General features: G+C 72.3%; 11 protein-coding genes and 1 pseudogene. 5 read left to right on the forward strand and 7 right to left on the reverse strand.

What is annotated here, in order from left to right; all coding sequences use genetic code 11:
* Positions 1–197: 197 nt before the first annotated feature.
* The 6 genes and pseudogenes from AB0L95_RS16585 to AB0L95_RS16610 all read right to left on the reverse strand — a co-directional run bounded on the left by AB0L95_RS16585 (position 198) and on the right by AB0L95_RS16610 (position 13289).
* Positions 198–3629: a right-handed parallel beta-helix repeat-containing protein gene (locus AB0L95_RS16585; RefSeq protein ID WP_365162371.1), complete on the reverse strand. Its 3432-nt coding sequence runs from the start codon at positions 3627–3629 to the stop codon at positions 198–200.
* Positions 3626–7018: a hypothetical protein gene (locus AB0L95_RS16590; protein ID WP_365162373.1), complete on the reverse strand. Its 3393-nt coding sequence runs from the start codon at positions 7016–7018 to the stop codon at positions 3626–3628. The genes AB0L95_RS16585 and AB0L95_RS16590 overlap by 4 nt, the downstream gene beginning before the upstream one ends.
* 4 nt (positions 7019–7022) lie before the next feature.
* A complete protein-coding gene (eccCa, locus tag AB0L95_RS16595) occupies positions 7023–10250 on the reverse strand; it encodes a type VII secretion protein EccCa (RefSeq protein ID WP_365162375.1) in 3228 nt (1075 codons plus the stop codon).
* Positions 10199–10882, reverse strand: a complete 684-nt coding sequence (locus AB0L95_RS16600; protein ID WP_365162377.1) for a hypothetical protein — start codon at positions 10880–10882, stop codon at positions 10199–10201. The genes eccCa and AB0L95_RS16600 overlap by 52 nt, the downstream gene beginning before the upstream one ends.
* 384 nt (positions 10883–11266) lie before the next feature.
* Positions 11267–12183 (reverse strand): annotated as a pseudogene (locus tag AB0L95_RS16605) (hypothetical protein).
* Between the two features lie 206 nt (positions 12184–12389).
* A complete protein-coding gene (locus AB0L95_RS16610) occupies positions 12390–13289 on the reverse strand; it encodes an SDR family oxidoreductase (RefSeq protein ID WP_365162379.1) in 900 nt (299 codons plus the stop codon).
* 232 nt (positions 13290–13521) lie between these two features.
* Here AB0L95_RS16610 and AB0L95_RS16615 point away from each other — a divergent pair, with 232 nt between their 5' ends.
* The 4 genes from AB0L95_RS16615 to AB0L95_RS16630 all read left to right on the forward strand — a co-directional run bounded on the left by AB0L95_RS16615 (position 13522) and on the right by AB0L95_RS16630 (position 17279).
* Positions 13522–14448: a LysR substrate-binding domain-containing protein gene (locus AB0L95_RS16615; protein ID WP_365162381.1), complete on the forward strand. Its 927-nt coding sequence runs from the start codon at positions 13522–13524 to the stop codon at positions 14446–14448.
* A gap of 185 nt (positions 14449–14633) precedes the next feature.
* Positions 14634–15794, forward strand: coding sequence for an alpha-hydroxy-acid oxidizing protein (locus AB0L95_RS16620; RefSeq protein WP_365162497.1), 1161 nt, complete (start codon positions 14634–14636; stop codon positions 15792–15794).
* Between the two features lie 250 nt (positions 15795–16044).
* Positions 16045–16440, forward strand: coding sequence for a hypothetical protein (locus AB0L95_RS16625; protein WP_365162382.1), 396 nt, complete (start codon positions 16045–16047; stop codon positions 16438–16440).
* Positions 16437–17279, forward strand: a complete 843-nt coding sequence (locus AB0L95_RS16630) for a thiamine pyrophosphate-dependent enzyme (RefSeq protein WP_365162383.1) — start codon at positions 16437–16439, stop codon at positions 17277–17279. Before AB0L95_RS16625 ends, AB0L95_RS16630 begins: the two co-directional genes overlap by 4 nt.
* 27 nt (positions 17280–17306) lie before the next feature.
* Here AB0L95_RS16630 and AB0L95_RS16635 read toward each other — a convergent pair whose 3' ends face one another.
* Complete coding sequence (locus tag AB0L95_RS16635; protein WP_365162384.1) at positions 17307–18074, reverse strand: pirin family protein; 768 nt, start codon at positions 18072–18074, stop codon at positions 17307–17309.
* A 120-nt stretch (positions 18075–18194) separates the two neighbouring features.
* Between AB0L95_RS16635 and AB0L95_RS16640 the strand changes: the two genes are divergently transcribed.
* The gene (locus AB0L95_RS16640) at positions 18195–18692 is read left to right on the forward strand and encodes a MarR family winged helix-turn-helix transcriptional regulator (RefSeq protein ID WP_365162385.1); all 498 of its coding nucleotides are present in this window, start codon (positions 18195–18197) and stop codon (positions 18690–18692) included.
* Positions 18693–18739 lie beyond the last annotated feature (47 nt).

The raw sequence follows: 18739 nt of genomic DNA on the forward strand, positions 1-18739 counted from the left end.
TTCCTCCCAAGGTCGTGTGGTCGTGCCGGGGTGTGGCGCCCGGGGTCACCGGGCGCCGTCGCGCCGTACGTCCGGACGCCCGCCCGCGATGTACTCGCGCACCGACTCGGGCATACCCGCGCCGGATTGTGGGGGTTCACTCGCCGGCCGCCGGATCACACGTAAGAACCGTGTGTCACAGCGGTGGCGGACGTTTCTCATGTCCGCACCAGAGACTCCGATTGCTGATGCGGTGGTTCCGCCTGCTCCGGTGCCGGTTTCGCCGCTTCCGGGGCGGAGGCATGCGGCGCCGGGGCGGCGGGCGCCTGGCCGGGCGCCGCGTCGGGCGCGGCCGGAGGCTGGGGGAGGTCGGAGACGGAGACGGTACGGGTGCGGGCGGACGCCGCGAGCCGCTCCGCCAGGCGGTGAGCCTCCCAGGCGCCCCCGCGCGGCGGCGAGGCCTCGAAGGAGGCGGCCAGCACCTTGGCCGCCTCGTCGGACAGCTTGAACCCGTACCCGTGCAACTGACGCCTCGTCAATGCGATGGCCTGGTCGGCGGTGTAGGGATCCAGCCGGAGGTACTCGGCGTACTCGTAGACGATCTCGCCGCGTTCGCGTATCAGCTCCCGCAGCTCTGCCGGCGAGCCGCACAGCGCCAGCACCGTGCCGCCCGGGGTGGCGGCCAGCCGGGACAGGCCGTCGAGCACCGCCGCGCGCTCGGCCTGTGGGCGGCGGCCGAAGGCGTCGTCGAGGTTCAGCACCAGCAGTCCGCCCTCCGCCTCCTCCAGCGCCGTCGCCAGCCGATAGGCGGGCTGCTCCGGCCAGCGCACCGGGAGAGCCGACAGCCGCACCTCGTGGACGGTGCCCGTGGTCAGCAGCCCGGCCTCCGTGAGGCATCGCCCGTAGACCCGGGCCAGCGCCCGTCGTCCGCTGCCCAGCGGGCCCTCCAGCACCACATTGGCCTGGGCCGAGATCGGCCGGCCCGGCTGCGTCTGCGCCTCGACGAGCGCCTCCAGCCGGGTGCGCAGCGCGGCCCGGGCTGTGTCCAGACCGGTCATCGCGGCCAGCTTCCGCAGTCCCACGGACGGCCCGGACGGGCCGGCGGGGCCCGGCTGCCGGGCCGGGGCGGCGGCGTCCCCGGTACGTGGGGACGAGGCTCCCGCGCCGCCCTTCGCGTCGGCCTGGTCGGCGGGCACCGTGATCACATCGGCGCCGGTCAGCCTGGACAACTCGCTGTCGTCCTCGGGCGGTTCGGCGGCGAGGCGGGACGCCTGCTTGCTGATCATCTCCTCGAAGACCTGCCGGGCGACACGCCCGTTGCCGAAGGTGTCGCTCTTCGGCACGTCCTCGAAGTAGCAGTCGAGCGCGTCCAGCGCCGATTCCGACAGTTCGTAGTAGTGCTTGGCGCACAGCCCCCGGACGATGGTGACCAGTTCCTCGGGGCTGTAGTTGGGGAACTCCACGGTGCGCGCGAACCGGGAGGCCATACCGGGGTTCGAGGCGAGGAACTGGTCCATCTGGGCGGAGTACCCGGCGACGATCACGACGACCTCGTCGCGGTGGTCCTCCATCAGCTTCATCAGCGTCTCGACGGCCTCCTGGCCGAAGTCCGGGCCGGTGCCACGGGACTGGTTGGTCAGCGTGTACGCCTCGTCGATGAACAGCACTCCGCCGAGCGCCTTGTTGAAGACCTCGGTCGTCTTGATGGCGGTACCGCCGATGATCTGCGCCACCAGGTCGGCACGGGCCACCTCCACGATGTGGCCCTGGCTGAGGATGCCCAGCTCCGCGAGGACCGCACCGTAGAGACGCGCCACGGTCGTCTTGCCGGTGCCGGGCGGCCCCGCGAAGACCAGATGCCGGCTCATGGGCGGCATCGGCAGGCCCATCTCCTGGCGGCGCTGCGTCATCTTGTTGAGGTTGATCAGGCCGGTGACCTCGCGCTTGACGCTCTCCAGGCCGACCAGCGCCTCCAGTTCCGCCAGCGGGCCCGTTCCGGTGTGACGGGGCCCCTGCGGCTGCGGACCGCCCTCCGGGCCGCTCGCACCGCCGACGGCGTCCGCGCTGGTGACCGTACGGCCGGACGGGGCGCCGCCGGTGTCCACCCGCTGCACCGACACCCGCCCGGACTTGAGCTGGTGCACCGGCACGCCGCCGTTGTCGCGCACCTCGCAGTCGTGCATCCGTACCGGTTCGTCGGTGTTGCAGCGCACACCGTCGCCGCCGTTGTCGAAGACGGCACAGTTGGTCAACTCGGCCCGTGAGGACGCCTGGACATGGACGCCATGGCCACGCGCCCCGTTGATGCGGCAGCCCACCGCCGTGGCCGCGCCGCCCCCGGTGACGCGGATGCCGTCGCTGTCGGAGCCGGTGAACTCGCTGTCCCGGGCGATCAGTTCGGACTCGGCGCCGACGACCGTGGTGCAGCCGGAGAACGCCGAGCCGTCCACCTCGGCGCGCGCGCCCGAGGCGAGGGCGAGCCCCGTGCCGCCGCCGGAGCGAAGCCGTACCGCCGACAGCGTCGCGGAAGCGCTCTCCTCCAGTTCTACGGCGACCGGTCCGCCGACGGCCAGGTCGGCGTCCCGTACGGTCAGCCGGGCCTTGGGGCCGGCGGCCCGCAGCGCGGGACCGCTGCCGCCCTCGGTCTTCAGGCGCTCCAGCACCACTTCACCGCCCTGCGCGTGCACGGCAACCGTCCCGGCGCCCTCGACGGTCAGGTCGGCGCATTCGGCGCGCCCGTCGGCCTCCACCAGCAGACCGGTCGGCGTGCCGCTGATCCGGCAGCCCTCCAGCCGGGGACGGCCGCCGGGTGCCACATGGACGCCTTCGCGCCCGGCGCCGGAGATCAGACAGGCGCGCAGCACCGGTGCACTGCCGCCGCCGACGTGCACCGCCTGGCCCCCCGAACCGGAGAACGAGCAGCGCGTGAGCACCACTTCGGCCGTACTCGTCAGATACGCGTCCAGTGCGGCGCTGCCGGTGAACTCGACCTCGGTCAGATCGGCACGGGCGTTCTGCTCCACGGCCAGCGCGGGCTTGCCGCTGCCGGAGATCCGGGTGGACTCCACCACCGCCGTGGCCTGTCCGTTCACACAGACGCCGTTGCCGCGGGCCCGGTCCAACTGGCACTCACGCAGCGTGAGACGGCCGTGCTCCGCCACCACGACCGCCGACGAGCCGACCTCCTGGATGCGCGTGCGCTCCACGGCGGTGCCTCCGCCGGAGGTGACCACGATGCCGGCGCCCTGGGTGTTGGTGATGTGGCAGTCGCGCAGGGCGACCACGCCGTCCTGCCAGGCCAGCACGGCCGCCCACGCCTCGCCGGAGATCCGGCACCCGTCGAGCGCGGCCTGGCCGCGCCGCACGTCGAGGACCGGGGCCTCCCGGTCGGTGCCGGACAGCTTCAGACCGGTGAGCTGCACGGCTTCCGCTTCCAGCACCACGGTGCTGCCCGAGGCCGAGGCGATCTCCACCGTGCCGCCCGTGCCCTCGGCGGCCAGCGTCACCACGCGGGTGATGTAGAGCGCCTCGTCGTACCGGCCGGGGGCGACGGTGATGAGCGCGCCGTCGGTGGCGTCCGCCAGGGCTTCGGCGATGGCGCGGTAGGCCCCAGGACGGTCCGGGGACACCAGTAGCACGGGCCGGGTCACAGCTTCGCTCCCTTGTCAGATGCACTCATGTCGCCGCCATTGCCGCGCGGACGCTGCCGCCGGGCCCCACTGATCAGGCCCGGGGGCGTTCCGAAGCGCTCCTCCGGCCGGGTACCGCCCTGATCGCCGCCTGCGGCCGATGCGGAGTCGTTCGCACGCAGCGCGCCCGCCGCGCGTTCCAGCCCGTCCATGGCGATCTCGTCCAGCGGGACGCGCTGGACGTCCACCTTGCCGTCGGAGGCGATCTCCGACGGCGACAACTCCCGCATGAGGACCGGCCCTTCGCCGTCCGAGGGACGCAGCACCTTGAACGTGGTGCCCGGCAGGAACACCACCCGGTTCGGTTCGGAGGGGTCGATCAGGCTGGTACGGCGGGCCGTCATCGACCAGATGAGGAAGTCCGTGCCGTTCTCGGGACCGGGGTGCGGCGCGGCGTACGCGGTGCAGAACGCCCACTCGGTCGTCAGCCGGCCCTCCCGGTACCACTCGCGCTCCATGGCCGTGGCGGGCGCCCGCAGCATCGCGGCGCCGCGGTAGGACGGCAGCCTGCGCAGCCCGGCCGCCACACAGCGGGCCAGGGGGATGTGCGGGCCGACCTGCGCGGACCGCACCGCTTCGTCGACCTGCCGGCTCTCTCCGGACAGGTAGAGCCGTACGGCCACCAGATCGGTGAGGGCGTCCCCCGCCTCGCCGCGGCTGCCGCCGCGCAGCCCGGGGGACTCCGACATCACCCGCGAGACCGTGCCCGCGGCCGCGTTGTACTGCGTGCTGAAGGTGCGCCGCACCCAGTCACGTTCCTTGCTCGTGCCGCGTTCCGGCAGCACCGCGCAGGCCGAGCCCTTGGGTACCGGCTGGACCCGTACCCCTGCTGCTGCCGCCGGGGCAGCGGGGGTCGCGGCGCTCCCGGGGGCGTCGGAACCGGCCGGTGCGACGGACGGCGTGACCGGACCGTCGGAGCCGTCGGGCACCGGCGCGGGACCGGGACCGGTGGGCTTCGCGGGAGCGGCGGCCGGGGAGTCGGACTCCAGCCGGACCATCTGTGCCGGGGACGGGACGGCCCTGGTCGCCGGCTCGGCTGCGGCGGGCGCGGACGCCTCCGAGGCCCGAGGGGCCGAGGGCGCCTGGGTATGCGGTTGCGTCTGCGGCGCCTCCGGGGCCTGCGGCGGGGCGACCGCTGCCCCCTCCGGGGCCGACGGCGGAGCCTGTCGGGCCTGCGTGTCGCGTGCGTCCGGTGCCTGGGGGGAGCCCTGCTCGGCGTCCGGCGCGGAGTCCGGGGTGTTCGCGGGGACGGAAGCCGGACCGGACTCGGGACCGGGCTCCGGGGCGGGAGCGGGCGGCTCCGGCGGGAAGTCGGGCGTCCGCCGCTCGCCGGAGGTGTCCGTGTCGGCACGATCGTGCGCGTCGGCGGGGCGCGGGTCGGTCCACGGCGGCTCGACCGAGACGCGCGGCTCACCTGTGGGCGTCGGCTCGGACACCGTGGGCAGGTCGGGCAGCTTGGGGCGGCCCGGCGTGACAGGACCGTTCGGCGCGGGCACAGGCGCAGGCACACGCGTGGTCGGTACCGGACCCCGCGCGGCGTCCGGCGCGGTCGGCGGTACCGGCAGCTGTTCGCCCGTGGGCTGCGGCTCGGGCGCGGCGTTCGGTCCGCCGTGCGGGATGCCCGGTCCGTCGTGCGGGGCGTCCGGACGCCGGACGGGTGCGATGCTCCCGTCCTCCGAGCTCACCGTCGCGACGTGGGGGGCCTCCCCCGCGGCCCCGGCGTTCTCGGCCGCGGACCGACCGGCGTCGGACTCCCTGCGGGGCAGCGCGGCTGACGGTACGTCGGATTCGGTACGGGCGGCCTGGGGCGTCGAGGCAGGCGCGAGCGCCGAGGCCGCGTTGTTGCTCGTGTCGACGCGAACGGCCGGTGACTCGTCCGGATCGAGCTGGTTCAGTGCGGACGTCGGCCCGGGGACGCCGGTCGGCACAGCGGCGCGCTCCCCTCCGTCCTGCGACCGGGCCACGGCCGCCGGGGCCCAGGGCGCGACATCGGCCGGGCGGCGCTGCCGGGTGAGGGGTGCCGCGACCGTCTGCGGTCCGTAGGCCGCGGGGTCCTGCGGCGACCACAGATAGGCGTCGTCCGGCACACCGGCCGCCACGCCCGGTTCGTCGGCGGGGACGACCGTGAAGCCCTCACGACGGTCGGGGTCGAGCTTCCACAGCATGTCCTCGGCGAGCGCGCGCATGCGTTCTTCCGCGCCCGGGGTGCTGCGGTCGTAGAGAATGGCCGCATAACCGGGCGCCGCCGGTATCCGCCGCACCGCGTCACTGCCCGCGGGTTCGACGGGCGGGCGCATCCACAGTCCGCTCTGCACGACCTCCAGCACCGCGTCGTGGGCGTACTCATAGACGCCCGCGGAGATCTCCGGCACCTCGACGAGGGGCCGGCGCAGACCGAAGAGGGCGGGCGGGGCAGGGATGTCGCCCGTGCGCGGGAAGTACATCAACTCGCTCACGAACGGCCGGTGGCCGAGCGTGCCGTCCGGCCGCAACGAGGCCACCTCGGGGGAGTCGAGGCCGACGCGCGCCTTGACGGGAACGCCCGTGTACAGCACCACCTGCTGGCCGAGGGTGTCGGCGAGTTCCTGGCCCAGCGCATCGGCACCCTCGGGCAGCGCGACCGGCCCGAGGTGCAGAAAACGCACCCAGGAGCGCACGGACGGCAGGACGGTGTCCCACAGCCGGGCCACGTCCGACAGCGTGACAGGGGGTCCGCCGGGGCTGCCGAGGACCACGGTGAGGATCTCGGGATGACTCGGCAGCCGGTCCACCAGCCGCTGCCCGCTCTCCGGGGAGTCGGGGAGGTGCGGGCTGCGTACCCACACCCCGCTGGGTACGGGTTCGACGAGGCCGTGGCCGCTGGTCGCCCAGGGGCGGTCGAAGGCGGAGAACTCCCAGCGGGGCTTGGGGAAACGCCGTGAGTCGCGCTCCGCCGCGCGACCCGGGCGGAAGCGCAGCCAGCCCGCGCCGTGCTCGCTGGGGATGAACAGGCCGCCGCCGTCGGTCGGCAGCACTTCGCCGTCCGGGGCCAGCACCAGCCGGTCCAGCCGGTCCGCGATCCGCTGGGCGGCGCGCTGCGACTCCTGCGGCGTGGCGCGACCGAAGACCAGGCGCAGACTGTGACCCCGATGGGCCAGCAGGCGTGCCACCGCGTCCGCCGAGTCCTCCAGCGCACCGAACGGCAGATCCACCACGGCCACGGTGTGCTGGGGGTCCGGCGCCAGCCCCGCGGCGAACGCGGCGGCCTGCGGATCGGGTTCGCCCTTGGGATGGATCAGCAGCGCGTGCCCCACGGCACGGCACTGCAGAGCTGCCCCTGCCGCCCGCACGGCGCCCAGTCGGATACGCATCCGCTCACCCCACCCGCGCCGAGTGGCCGGTGGGTGACGGGTCCGCGCTCACCGACGGAACAGGGGCGGTGCCCGTAACGTGTCCGGCGCCCTTCGGCTGCGAACCCTGCGCGCTGCCGGAACCGCCCGCGGACGACGGCGAGTACCTTGAACTCCCGTCCTGTGGCGCCTTCACCGTCGAGGCCGCCACCGTACGGCCCAGCACCGGCCCGCGCGGCAGCACCGCGAGCAGGGTCTCCGGCAGGGGGACCGGGGTCGCGCCGCCGACGCCGAGGTCCTGCGCCGCGGCGGAGTCGCCCAGCGGATAGGCGATGCCCCGGTCGGTGACGAGACAGGTCAGCGGATGCGGCGCCCGCGCCGCCAGCAGCTGCTGGTCGACCGCGTACACGCCGCGCGACGGCGGCACCAGCACCTGCCGGCTGCCGGTCGCCGCCGCGCCGCCCTCGACCACCACGGTGGAAGTCAGCTTGTTGCCCCGGGTCGACTCGCGCAGACACACCGCCTGTGCGGAGGTGTCGGCCGCCGGTGCGTTCAGGACGTCCGGCAGCGCGTTGGTGAGGGACTGGTCGGCGGACACATGGGCGGCGGCGATGTCGGTCGCCGTCACCTCACGCGGTGCGGGAGCGCCGTGCTGCGCCGCGAGCAGCGCGGCCTCCGTGGCGCTCACCGGGGCCACGCCGTCACCCGTCATCACGTACGACCGCTTGGCGCCCGCCGCGGACGTGGTGAACAACTGGCCTACGGCGGCGGGCTGCCCGGCGACCTTCCCGCCGGCCCCGCCCGTCCCGTCGATCTTCGCCGGGGCGAGTACGGCCCCGGTCGGCACGGCGGCCAACCAGGCGGCGGGCGTGGCGATGGGCCGGTCGCCGTCGAGTCCGAGCGCGATGAGCGTGGCGTCCGAGGGCACCGGGTACTTGGTGCCCCGCCGCAGCACATACCGCTTGCCGTCCGGCGCCTTCAGCAGCAGCTGACGGCCGGCGGGGAAGGCGGCGGCCCGGCCGCCCGGCGCGAAGTCGATGACCCGGCCGGACGTCAGATCCGGCCGCAGACAGTCGGTCCAGGCCGACGGCAGCAGGGTCGCCGGGGTGGGCAGTGAGTCCGAGGTGAACTCCTCCTCGCGCTTCTCCAGCAGTTGCGTCAGCTTTGCCACCGTCCGCAGGACGCGGTCGCGTTCCAGCCGCGTGGCGACCGAGCCGACGTGGGGCAGACCGGCCGTGGAGACCAGGACGCCGCCGCCGAAGTCGAGGCAGTAGAACTGCACTTCTTCCGGTGTGTGCATCAGCGCGAGGGACATCATCAGCGTGCGCAGCATGGTCGACTTGCCGGTCTGCGGGGCGCCGACCAGACCGATATGGCCGTCGGCGCCGGACAGATCGGCGACCGGCAGCTCGCGCAACTGCTCGAAAGGCCGGTCGACGATGCCCAGCGGCACACGCAGCGAGCCCAGCGACGGACAGTCCACCGCGCTCATGCCGCGCACCGGGTCGGGGACGATACTCGGCAGCAGCTGGTCGAGGCCGGGGGACTCGGTCAGCGGCGGCAGCCGCACCTGGCGCGCCGGCGGGCCGCTCTCCTCCAGCCGCTCGATCAGCACCTCCAGCAGGCTCTCCTCGCTCGGCTCGGTGCCCGAGGACGTCCCGGCGGGCTCCTCGCGCTCGGCGGCCCGGTGAGGCCGCAGCTCGGCGAGGTGCTCCTCGGTACGTTCCGACAGCAGTGTGCCCTGCTGCTCCAGACCGAACGCGGTGATCTCCTGGGCGGCCCTGGCCTGTTCGGCGGTCTGCTCCGCCTCGCTCACCGGCTCCGGCGCGGCGCCGGAGACATAGGCGGCCTTGAAGCGCACCAGATTGGTCGTGTCCACCTTGAGATAGCCGTTGCCCGGTGCCGACGGCAGTTCACAGGCGCTGGAGACACCGATGACGCTGCGCGACTCCATCGAGGAGAACGTACGCAGGGCGATCCGGTAGGACAGATGGCCCTCCACCTTGTGGATGCGGCTTTCGTCCAGGCGCCGGGAGGCGAGGAGCAGATGCACACCGAGGCTGCGTCCCAGGCGGCCGATGGAGACGAAGAGGTCGGCGAACTCCGGCTTGCTCGCCAGCAGTTCGGAGAACTCGTCCACGATGATGAGCAGCGACGGCAGCGGGGTGAGGTTCGCCCCGGCGCCCCGCGCCTTCTCGTAGTCGAACAGCGAGGAGTACCCGGAGTCACGCAGCAGCTCCTGGCGGCGGATCATCTCACCGTTGATGGAGTCACGCATCCGGTCCACGAGATGGATCTCGTCGGCGAGGTTGGTGATGACCGCCGAGGTGTGCGGCAGCCGGTCCATCCCCAGGAACGTCGCGCCGCCCTTGAAGTCGACCAGCTCCAGGTTGAGGACCTGGGAGGAGTGCGTGGCGACCAGACCCATCACCAGCGTTCGCAGCAGTTCGCTCTTGCCGGAACCGGTCGCGCCGATGAGCAGGCCGTGCAGGCCCATGCCGCCCTGCGCCGACTCCTTGATGTCCAGCTCGACGACCTCGCCCTCCTCCGTGACACCCAAGGGCACCAGCAGGCGTGCCGACTGGGCCTGCCGTGGGCGCCATTTGGCGGCCACGTCGAAGGTGCGCGGGTCGCGGATGCCGAGCAGAGCGGTCAGGTCGAAGTCCGAGTCCAGCGCCTGGTCCGTGAGGTCGACGCTGCCGCTGGTGCCCATCGGCGCCAGGGTGCGGGCGAGGGTGTCGGCCTCGGTACGGCTGAGCGCGTCGGCCTCGGTGATGACCGTGTCGTCACCGGACGGGAAGGCGACGCTCGTACCGTGCGTCGTGAGCCGCAGCACCTTCGGGCCGCCGCTTATGGCGCCGGTCGCGTCCAGCAGAACCACATTGCGCAGTCCGCCGTGCAGCAGCCGTGAAGTCTCCGGCAGCCGCACCCTCTGCGTCACGATCACCACGAACGGCGCGGCCACACTGGGGGAGGCGTCCGGGTCGTGGTCGGGACGGTCACGGACTTCCGTGCCGAGCAGGTCCATCAGCGTGTCGTGGTCCTCGGCCGCCAGCCGGACCGGGCCCGCGTCGTCCGCCTCGTTCGGATGGGCGTTGTGCGGAAGCCATGTGAGCCAGTCCCACTCGTCCCGCGCCGACTCGCCGCCCAGCACGGCGATCCGCACCTCGTCGGGGGAGTGGAACACGACAAGCTGCCCGATCATCGCGCGGAGCAGCGCGAGCGCGGGTTCCGGTTCACCCGCCAGCTCCACGCTGGTGAAGCGACGCAGCGCGACCGGGGTCGGCAGGCGTGGCCCCGTCTATGCGCCTTGGTGAATCGCCGCAGCGAGATGGCCGTGAGCGGCTCCAGATCCTCCACCGGTTTGGTCTGCGGCGGCAGGAAGTCGAGCGCCGCCCGCCGGATGCCCTGTCCGATGCGTATGCGGGCGAAGTCCTCATGGGCAGGGCGGCGATCCCACAGCCGGGCGCCCATCGCCAGCGCCCACAGCTGTCCCGGATCGGGGTTGTCCCACAGCCGTGCGGAACGCTGCTGAGCGGCGGCCTGACGAGCCTGACGACGCTTCTGCGCCGGATAGCGCAGATAGTCATGGCGTTCCGCGCGCATTCTGCGACGGCGCTCGGCACTGGACCGGCCGATCTGCGTCAGCGTCATGCTGATCATCGCGACGCCCATCATTCCGGACATCAGATACGTCGTCGGCCCGGCACTGCGCATGGAGAACATCAGGACCATGGCTCCCGTGCCCAGTCCCATCGGCAGATACATCAGCGCCGACCCGAAGTCGGCGCCGGTCGGTTCCCCCAGCACCGGCGGCTCCGCCAGCTCGACTTCCCCTTCGGGCAGTTGCGGGCCTCCGGCGCGCGGTGATCGCTTGGTCACCACGGTGCTCAATATGTGACCTCTCTGCGCGTGCAGGTCCGTCGGCCCGGTCAACCGGAGGCGTCCCGACGGGCGTTGGTCGGTTCAACAGATGGAGGTGGCGGCCCCCCGCTGGGCCGATCTTAAGCCCAAGAAGTTCTTGCCTGGTGAACGTCCCTTGATGCTTTAGACGCCTTCTGGGGAAATTTTGCTTCATCTTTTGATACTTTTTGGTTGCCAAGGGTTCGGGGTCTGGCCGGAATTCGATAGTTGAAACCTGCCCAACTCGGGCTGGGGGCCGGACAAGGGCACTCGGGGTCGCGACGGGGCGAGCGCTGTCTGCTCGGACGGGTGCGGCGAGGGCGCGTGCAGGGCGTCGCGGGGCAGGCGGGAGTTCGACGACAGGGCCTAGCCGACCAGGCGTCGGCGCCAGTCCAGGGGAGTCACGGTGATGGCCCGGCCGGGGTCGTGGTCCCACTCGGTGCCGAGGCCGACCACTTCGAGTGCCGCCACGACCTCTCGGCCGATGGCCGCGGTGGTCTCGGAGGAGTCGTCGAAGCCGCCGTAGAGGAGCATCAGCCCGTGGCCGGCCGCGGCGGAGTCGGTGCACTGGGAGTGGAAGCAGACGAAGCCACAGGCATCGGGCCCGCCTTCGCCGCCGATCTCGGCCTGGCCGCAGTTGCGGCAGCAGGCGAAGTTCTCACGGGCGGTGACACCGGCCTGCTGCAACGCGGTGAAGGCGCGGGTGAGTCGCTCGGGGTCGGTCTCGCCCTGCCATGCGGCCTGCTCCGCGACGCGCTCCAGCCACAGCCGGTCGGCCAGCGCCGCCGCCTGCTCGCGCGAGACGGGCTGGCGGTCAGCGGTGACAAGGTACTCCTCGGCGAGATCGGCCAGTTCGGCCCGCGAGGCATAGCCGCCGACCAGCACCTCGCGCACCTGCCGCTCCAGTTCCTCGCGGTCGTCCTCGTCCAGATCGAGCGGTGGCACCTCTTGGGTGGGGCCCATGTCGAGCAGCGACCAGGCGAGGCCGGCGTCCCACCCGTCCTCCTGACGCGCCCAGCCGGTCAGTGCGTCGATCACCGCCCCGGGACTGTCGGCCGTGGTCTGGAAATGCCGGTCGGCGGCACCGTCGCGGTGCTCCAGCGTGTAGTTCCCGCCGGCCTCGTGCCAGACCTGGGCGAAGTCGTCAGGCAGTCGGGCACCCGCTGGACCAGCAGGAACCGGTCACCCTCGCCGCCGATGCGCCGCACCATCCCGGCCAGTCGCTCGGCGGACACCCGCACGTGCCGCTGCCAGCTCTCCGTCTTCACCACGATCGCGAGCATGCTCCGACCCTCGCACACGCCACTGACAACAGATCCCACGGGCCGGAACACGACCGGACGATGCCCGCGGGCCGCTGTCGGCCGCCCGAAACCCGCCTTCTGGCCGGTGTACGACGACCGAGGCGCCGTCACGACGGCGCCTCCCGGCTCCGGTCCGCCGGCACGACGGCCGCAGACGCCCAGGGCCGCCGAGGAGTGCCGCGCTGTCAGGCCGTGAAGTAGTGGCCCTCGTCGAGGTCCGCAATCAGACCGGGGTGGCGGGGGCGCCAGTCCAGCAGCTTCTGCGTCAGGGCGCTGGACGCGGGGACGTCGAGGCCGACGAACGGGCTGAGCCAGCCGAAGTGGGCGGCGGCCTCGTCGCCGGAGAGGCCGGTGACCGGGAGGCCGAGGTGGCGGCCGATGACGGCGGCGATGTCGCGGAAGGGGACGCCCTCGTCGGCGACGGCGTGCAGACGGGTACCGGCGGGCGCGGACTCCAGAGCCAGCCGGAACAAGGGGGCGGCGTCCAGCCGGTGCACGGCGGGCCAGCGGTGGGAGCCGTCGCCGGCATAGGCCGACACGCCATGGGTGCGGGCGAAGCCGATGACGGCCGGGACGAAGGCGCGGTCGCCCCGGCCGTGCACGGTAGGGGGAAGGCGGACGACACTGGCGCGGATTCCGTGCTCGGCCAGGGCGATCACCGCATTCTCCGCCGGACTGCGGTGAGTCTCCTCGGCAGGCGCGTCCTCCTCCGTGGTCGGGCGGCCGTCGAGCCGGACGAGCCCCGTGCCGGAGGCGTAGACGAGGGGCTTGCCGGAGCCGTCCAGAGCGGCGGCGAGGGTCTCGATGGCGCGCAGATCGACCGCGCCCGCGGTGGTGAGGTCCCCGCTGTAGAGAAGGTCGTGCCGGTACGCGAGGTGGATGACGCCGTCCGACGCGGCAGCCGGGCCGTGCAGGCTGTCCGGGTCGTCGAGATCGCCGCGGTGCACCTCGGCCCCTGCTGCCTTCAGGGCCGTGGCGCCCTGTTCCGAGCGGGCGAGCCCGACGACCTGGTGTCCGGCGTCGAGGAGGTCCCGGACGACGGCGGAGCCGACGAATCCGGTGGCGCCGGTGACGAAGACATGCATGGTGACTCCAGCCTTGAGAAGAGCCGAGAGGAAACAGACGACTCCGGTGCCCGCGCCGACGCCGCACGAAGCGGGGCGGTGCCGGGAGCCCGGGCCGGTGTTCCCATCCTCCGAACGAGAGGCGGGGCAGGTCCAGAGCCTGTTTCGTATGGAGCGATGCGATTGAGGCATCACCGCAGGTGAAGTGGGATATCCGGCTGTACCGCCGGTCTGCCGGAGGTACGCTTCAGGCATGGCCGAACTCACCACGGCACCGGACCTCGACCTGCGGCTGGTCCGGTACTTCGCCGCTGTGGCGGAGCACCGGCACTTCGGCCGGGCCGCCGAGGCGCTGCACATCACCCAGCCGTCACTGAGCCGTCAGATCCGGCGCCTGGAGCAGCAGTTGGGCGCGCAGCTGCTGGACCGTACCCCGCAGGGCACCCGGCTGACCGGCGCCGGGGAGGTCTTTCTCCCGCTCGCCAGGTCGCTGCTGCGATCCGTCGCGCAGGCGGCGGCGCGCACACGGGCCGCCGCCGAGCCCAGCCGGATCACCGTCGGCTACCTCACGCACCTGATCGTCACCCCGGCGGTCCGCGAGCTGCGGCGCCGCCACCGGGAGGCGGACGTACAGACCCTGCACCTGGAGTGGAACGACGCGCGCGCCGCGCTGCTCGACCACCGTGTGGACGCGGTGGTGGCCCGGCTGCCGTTCTCGACGGACGGGCTGCACATCACGGTCCTGTACTCCGAGCCCCGGGTGCTCGTGGTGCCGCACGACCACCGCCTGGCGGGCAAGGAGTCGGTGACCCTGGACGACGTCGCCGACGAACCCCTGCCCCAGGTGCGGGGTTCCGACCAGGCGTGGAGCGCGTACTGGCGCATCGATCCCCGGCCGGACGGCCGCCCGGCGCCCGGCGGCCCGTTCATCGAGGCCATGGAGGACAAGTTCGAGGTCGTCGCGGCCGGGGAGGCCGTGGCCATCTCGGCCGGCGGTGGCATCAACCGCCTGCGCCCCGATCTCATCGAGATCCCGCTGGAGGGCGTCGAGCCGAGCCATGTGGTGCTGGCGACCCGCGCGGACGAGCGCAGCCGCCTGGTCGCGGACTTCGGCACCTGCGCCCGAGCACTGCTCACCGGCCCGGTCCCGGCCGGGGTGCCGGACAGCGCCCAGGGCTGAGGTGCCGGTCTGCGCTCGGCCACCCGCCGCCTGGTCTTCGGCCCCGAGGCCGACTACCTGCACTCGGTCGGCACCTCTGTCCGCCCTCACAAGACAGAACCCTGCGTTTCGCGGCTTCTGCGTGCAATTCTCCCATAGTGGATCTCAACAGCCCGTACCCGGCGGGTGTGGAGGAGGGCCGGCTGATGGCTTTCGGCGACTACCAGAACGAGATCTACCTCGACGGGCTGCGCGGTGTGGTGCCGCGCTTCCCGATGACCTACGACGAGCTGGAGCCGCCGGCTCAGGCGGCGATGTCCGCCTCGCTCCGCTCCTATGTCGCGGGCGGCGCCGGCGACGAGCACACCCAGCGGGCCAACGTCACCGCGTTCGCACGCTGGGGTCTTGTCCCGCGTATGTTCGTGGGGGCCACGGACCGGGATCTGTCCGTCGACCTGTTCGGGATGCGCCTGCCCTCGCCGCTGTTCATGGCCCCGGTCGGTGTGATCGGGCTGTGCGCGCAGGACGGCCACGGCGATCTCGCCACCGCCCGCGCAGCCGCCCGCACCGGGGTGCCGATGATCGCCTCCACGCTGACCGTCGATCCGCTGGAGCGGGTCGCCGGGGAGTTCGGGGACACCCCGGGCTTCTTCCAGCTCTACACCCCTGCTGACCGAGAGCTGGCCGAGAGCCTGGTCCACCGTGCCGAGCAGGCCGGGTTCAAGGGCATCGTGGTCACCCTGGACACCTGGATCACCGGCTGGCGCCCCCGCGACCTGAGCATCAGCAACTTCCCCCAGCTGCGCGGGAACTGCCTGGCCAACTACACCAGTGACCCCGTCTTCCGCTCCCGCCTCGACCGTAGTCCGGAGGACGACCCCAGGGCCGCGGTCGCCCTGTGGGCGCGGATCTTCGGCAACCCGCTCACCTGGGACGACCTGCCCTGGCTGCGCTCGATCACCGACCTGCCGCTGATCGTCAAGGGCATCTGCCATCCCGACGATGTCCGTCGCGCCAAAGACGCCGGTGTGGACGGCATCTACTGCTCCAACCACGGCGGACGCCAGGCCAACGGAGGCATGCCCGCCCTCGACGCGCTGCCCGGCGTGGTCGAGGCGGCGGACGGCCTGCCCGTCCTGTTCGACTCAGGTGTCCGCACAGGAGCCGACATCGTCAAGGCCGTCGCTCTGGGCGCCACCGCCGTCGGTGTCGGCCGCCCCTACGCCTACGGCCTCGCCCTCGGCGGCGAAGACGGCATCGTCCATGTCCTGCGGGCCCTGCTCGCCGAAGCCGACCTGATCATGGCGGTCGACGGCTACCCGGCCCTCGCCGACCTCACCCCTCAGACCCTCCGGCGCGTCGCCTGACCACCGCACGGGCGCGACCGCACCGAGTCGCCCGCGTTCGGGAAACATCGACGCACCGGTCCGGGCGCGCGGATCGGTCCGTTTCCCGTCCGTACGGTGAAATGGGATCTGTACTCCCCATCCCGGCTTTTCACATGCCTACCACGGAAACACGCCCCTGATCGTCACCTCGGGACAGCAGCATCGGGAACTGGTGATCGGGGAGCCGTATCCCGGTAACCGTGAGGCCACCACACTGCCGAAGCCGTGGGTGAAATGGTCCTACGAGCCGGCGCGTGCCGAAGACGTTCCCGAGGCGTTCATGCGGGCTTACGCGCAGGCGTTGCAGCCGCCGACGGGACCTGTCCATCTGTCGATTCCCATGGACGACTGGAAGCGGCCCCTGTCCGGCTTCACCCGGGTGCGGACGGTGAGCGACCGCGTCGCCCCTGACACGGAGCGGCTGCGCGGTTTCGCCGAGCGTATCTCCGCGAGCCGTCGTCCCGCGCTGGTCTTCGGGCCGGAGGCCGACCGCAGCGGCGGCTGGGACGCGGCCGTCGCGCTGGCGGAGAAGCTGCGCGCTTCCGTCTACGGCGCCCCGCTGCTGGATCGCGCCTCCTTCCCCGAGGACCACCCCTCTTCTGCGGTCCGCTCGGTATGTCCGTGAAGACCGTCAGCGACCGGCTGGCCGGACACGACCTGGTGGTGGTGATCGGTGCGGAGGTGTTCCGGTACTACCCCTACGTGCCGGGCGACTACCTCCCCGAAGGCACGGACCTCCTGCAGATCACCGGCGATCCGGAGGTCGCCGCGGCGGCACGTGTCGGCGACAGCCTCCTGGGTGATCCCCGGACGGCGATCGAACTGCTCGTGGACATGGTCGGTGAGGGTTCGACGCGGACCGCTCCGGAGCCGATGGCGCGCCCGCGCGAGCTGCCGCAGGAGCCGAACAGTCCGCTCACCCCACCGGAGGTCTATGGCTCCCTGAGCAGGGTCCGGCCGCCGGACGCGGTCATCGTCAACGAGCCGACCTCCACGATGGCCCAGCAGTTCGAGTCGCTTCCCACGGTCAGGACCGGATCGTTCTTCGCCACGGCCAGCGGAGGGATCGGCTGGGCGGTCCCCGCCGCGGTGGGCGGAGCGCTCGGCGACCGGGACAGGGGTGTCGAGCGGCCGGTGGTCGGTCTGATCGGCGACGGCTCCTTCCAGTACTCCGTGCAGGCCATCTGGACGGCGGCCCAGCACGACCTGCCGATCGTGTACGTGGTCATGCGCAACCAGGAGTACTCCATCCTCAAGTCCTTCGCGGAACTGGAGGACACACCGGGGGTCCCGGGGCTGGACCTGCCGGGGATCGACATTGCCTCCGTGGCCCGCGGCTTCGGATGCCGCGCGGTCGACGTGGAGACCACCGAGGACCTGGAGCGGGAGTTCACGGCGGCCGTGACCGCCGGCACCACCACCGTCATCGTGGTGTCCACGCAACCCCAGAAGGCGATGCTGTAGTCGATCCGGCCCGCCGAGGGGACCCGGCTATACGGCGACGGCGGCGTGCATCTCCCATACGAGGATCTCGGCGGACTCGGTGGCGCTGACCCGGTGGCCGCCCGTAGCGGTGAAACGCACGGCGTCGCCCTCGCCGAGTTCCCCGGTGCCCTCCAGGTCCGCCGAGCCGCGAGCGACGAACAGGTGCAGATACGGTGCCTCGGGCAGGATCACACTCTGTCCTGGCCGCAGCCGGGCCGCGTGCAGCGCGGCATGCCGGTTCTGGATCCGGATGGCGGTGGCGTCTTTGTGCTGGTCCATGCCGGACGCCACCGGGACCAGCCCTCCGGAGAGCAACTCGCCGTCGACCTCCAGCTGTTCGTATCCCGGCGTGATACCGGCCTCGTCCGGCAGCACCCACATCTGGATGAAGTGCACCGGGTCGGCGGGACGTTCGCCGCTCGACCGGTGGGAGTCGTTCTTCTCCGAGTGCAGGATGCCGGTGCCGGCGCTCATCCGCTGGGCCAGACCGGGATAGATCACCCCGGAGTGGCCGGTCGAGTCCTGGTGCACCAGCGAGCCCTGAAGGACCCAGGTGACGATCTCCATGTCCTGGTGCGGGTGCGTGTCGAACCCCCTGCCCGGCTGCACCAGGTCCTCATTGTTGACCAGCAGCAGACCGTGGTGCGTGTTGGCGGGATCCGGCCGGCGGGTGCCGAGGGAGAACGAGTGCCTGGAGTCGAGCCAGGACAACCGGCTCGCCGCCCGTCGGTCGGCACGTCGCACGTCCACCTTGGGTACCAGCAGTGTGTTCATGGTTTATGCTACGCCTAAAGCACATGAACATTCAAGTAACCGGAAAGGTTCGACCGGGGGCGCCGCCATCGGGCGATCCTCGGTATCCGGGCGTGACGGCGCTGCTGATACGCTCGCAAAATGACCATCCCCGACAAGTCGCCGCAGGCGGACACGCATGCCGACTTGTGGCTCACGCCGGCCGAACAGGCGTCATGGCTGTCGGTGGTCCGCCTCGTCACCCGGCTTCCCTGGGCCATCGACGCTCAGCTCCGGCGCGACGCCGAGCTGAGCATGATCGAGTACATGGCCATGGCCATGCTGGCCGAGGTTCCCGAGTGGACCTTGCGCATGAGTGAGCTGGCCGAGCGCACCAGTTCGTCGCTGTCTCGACTGTCGCACCTGGTGAAACGCCTCGAAAGCCGTGGCTACGTCCGGCGCGAACCGGACCCGGGTGACGGGCGTTTCACCAACGCCATCCTCCTGCCCTGCGGCATGCGGAAGCTGGAGTCGGCCGCGCCGAGCCATGTGGCCTACGTCCGTCACCTCATGGTGGACAACCTGTCCGGTGAGCGTCTGCGCCGCCTGGGCCAGGACGCCGAGCGCATCCTGCGGCGCATCGACTCGCCCGTGCGCTGAGCGCACCAGGATGCGCGTCTCGTAAGGAACCCAAGCCGACCGACTGC

Source organism: Streptomyces sp. NPDC052036 (assembly GCF_040680495.1).
In the GTDB taxonomy this organism is placed as follows: domain Bacteria; phylum Actinomycetota; class Actinomycetes; order Streptomycetales; family Streptomycetaceae; genus Streptomyces.

Excerpts from the sequence above, each read along its gene's own strand:
- AB0L95_RS16615 (WP_365162381.1), top strand. The coding sequence starts at position 13,522 with ATGGCCGAACTCACCACGGCACCGGACCTCGACCTGCGGCTGGTCCGG.
- AB0L95_RS16590 (WP_365162373.1), bottom strand. The coding sequence starts at position 7,018 with ATGCGTATCCGACTGGGCGCCGTGCGGGCGGCAGGGGCAGCTCTGCAG.
- AB0L95_RS16610 (WP_365162379.1), bottom strand. The coding sequence starts at position 13,289 with ATGCATGTCTTCGTCACCGGCGCCACCGGATTCGTCGGCTCCGCCGTC.
- AB0L95_RS16620 (WP_365162497.1), top strand. The coding sequence starts at position 14,634 with ATGGCTTTCGGCGACTACCAGAACGAGATCTACCTCGACGGGCTGCGC.
- AB0L95_RS16640 (WP_365162385.1), top strand. The coding sequence starts at position 18,195 with ATGACCATCCCCGACAAGTCGCCGCAGGCGGACACGCATGCCGACTTG.
- AB0L95_RS16635 (WP_365162384.1), bottom strand. The coding sequence starts at position 18,074 with ATGAACACACTGCTGGTACCCAAGGTGGACGTGCGACGTGCCGACCGA.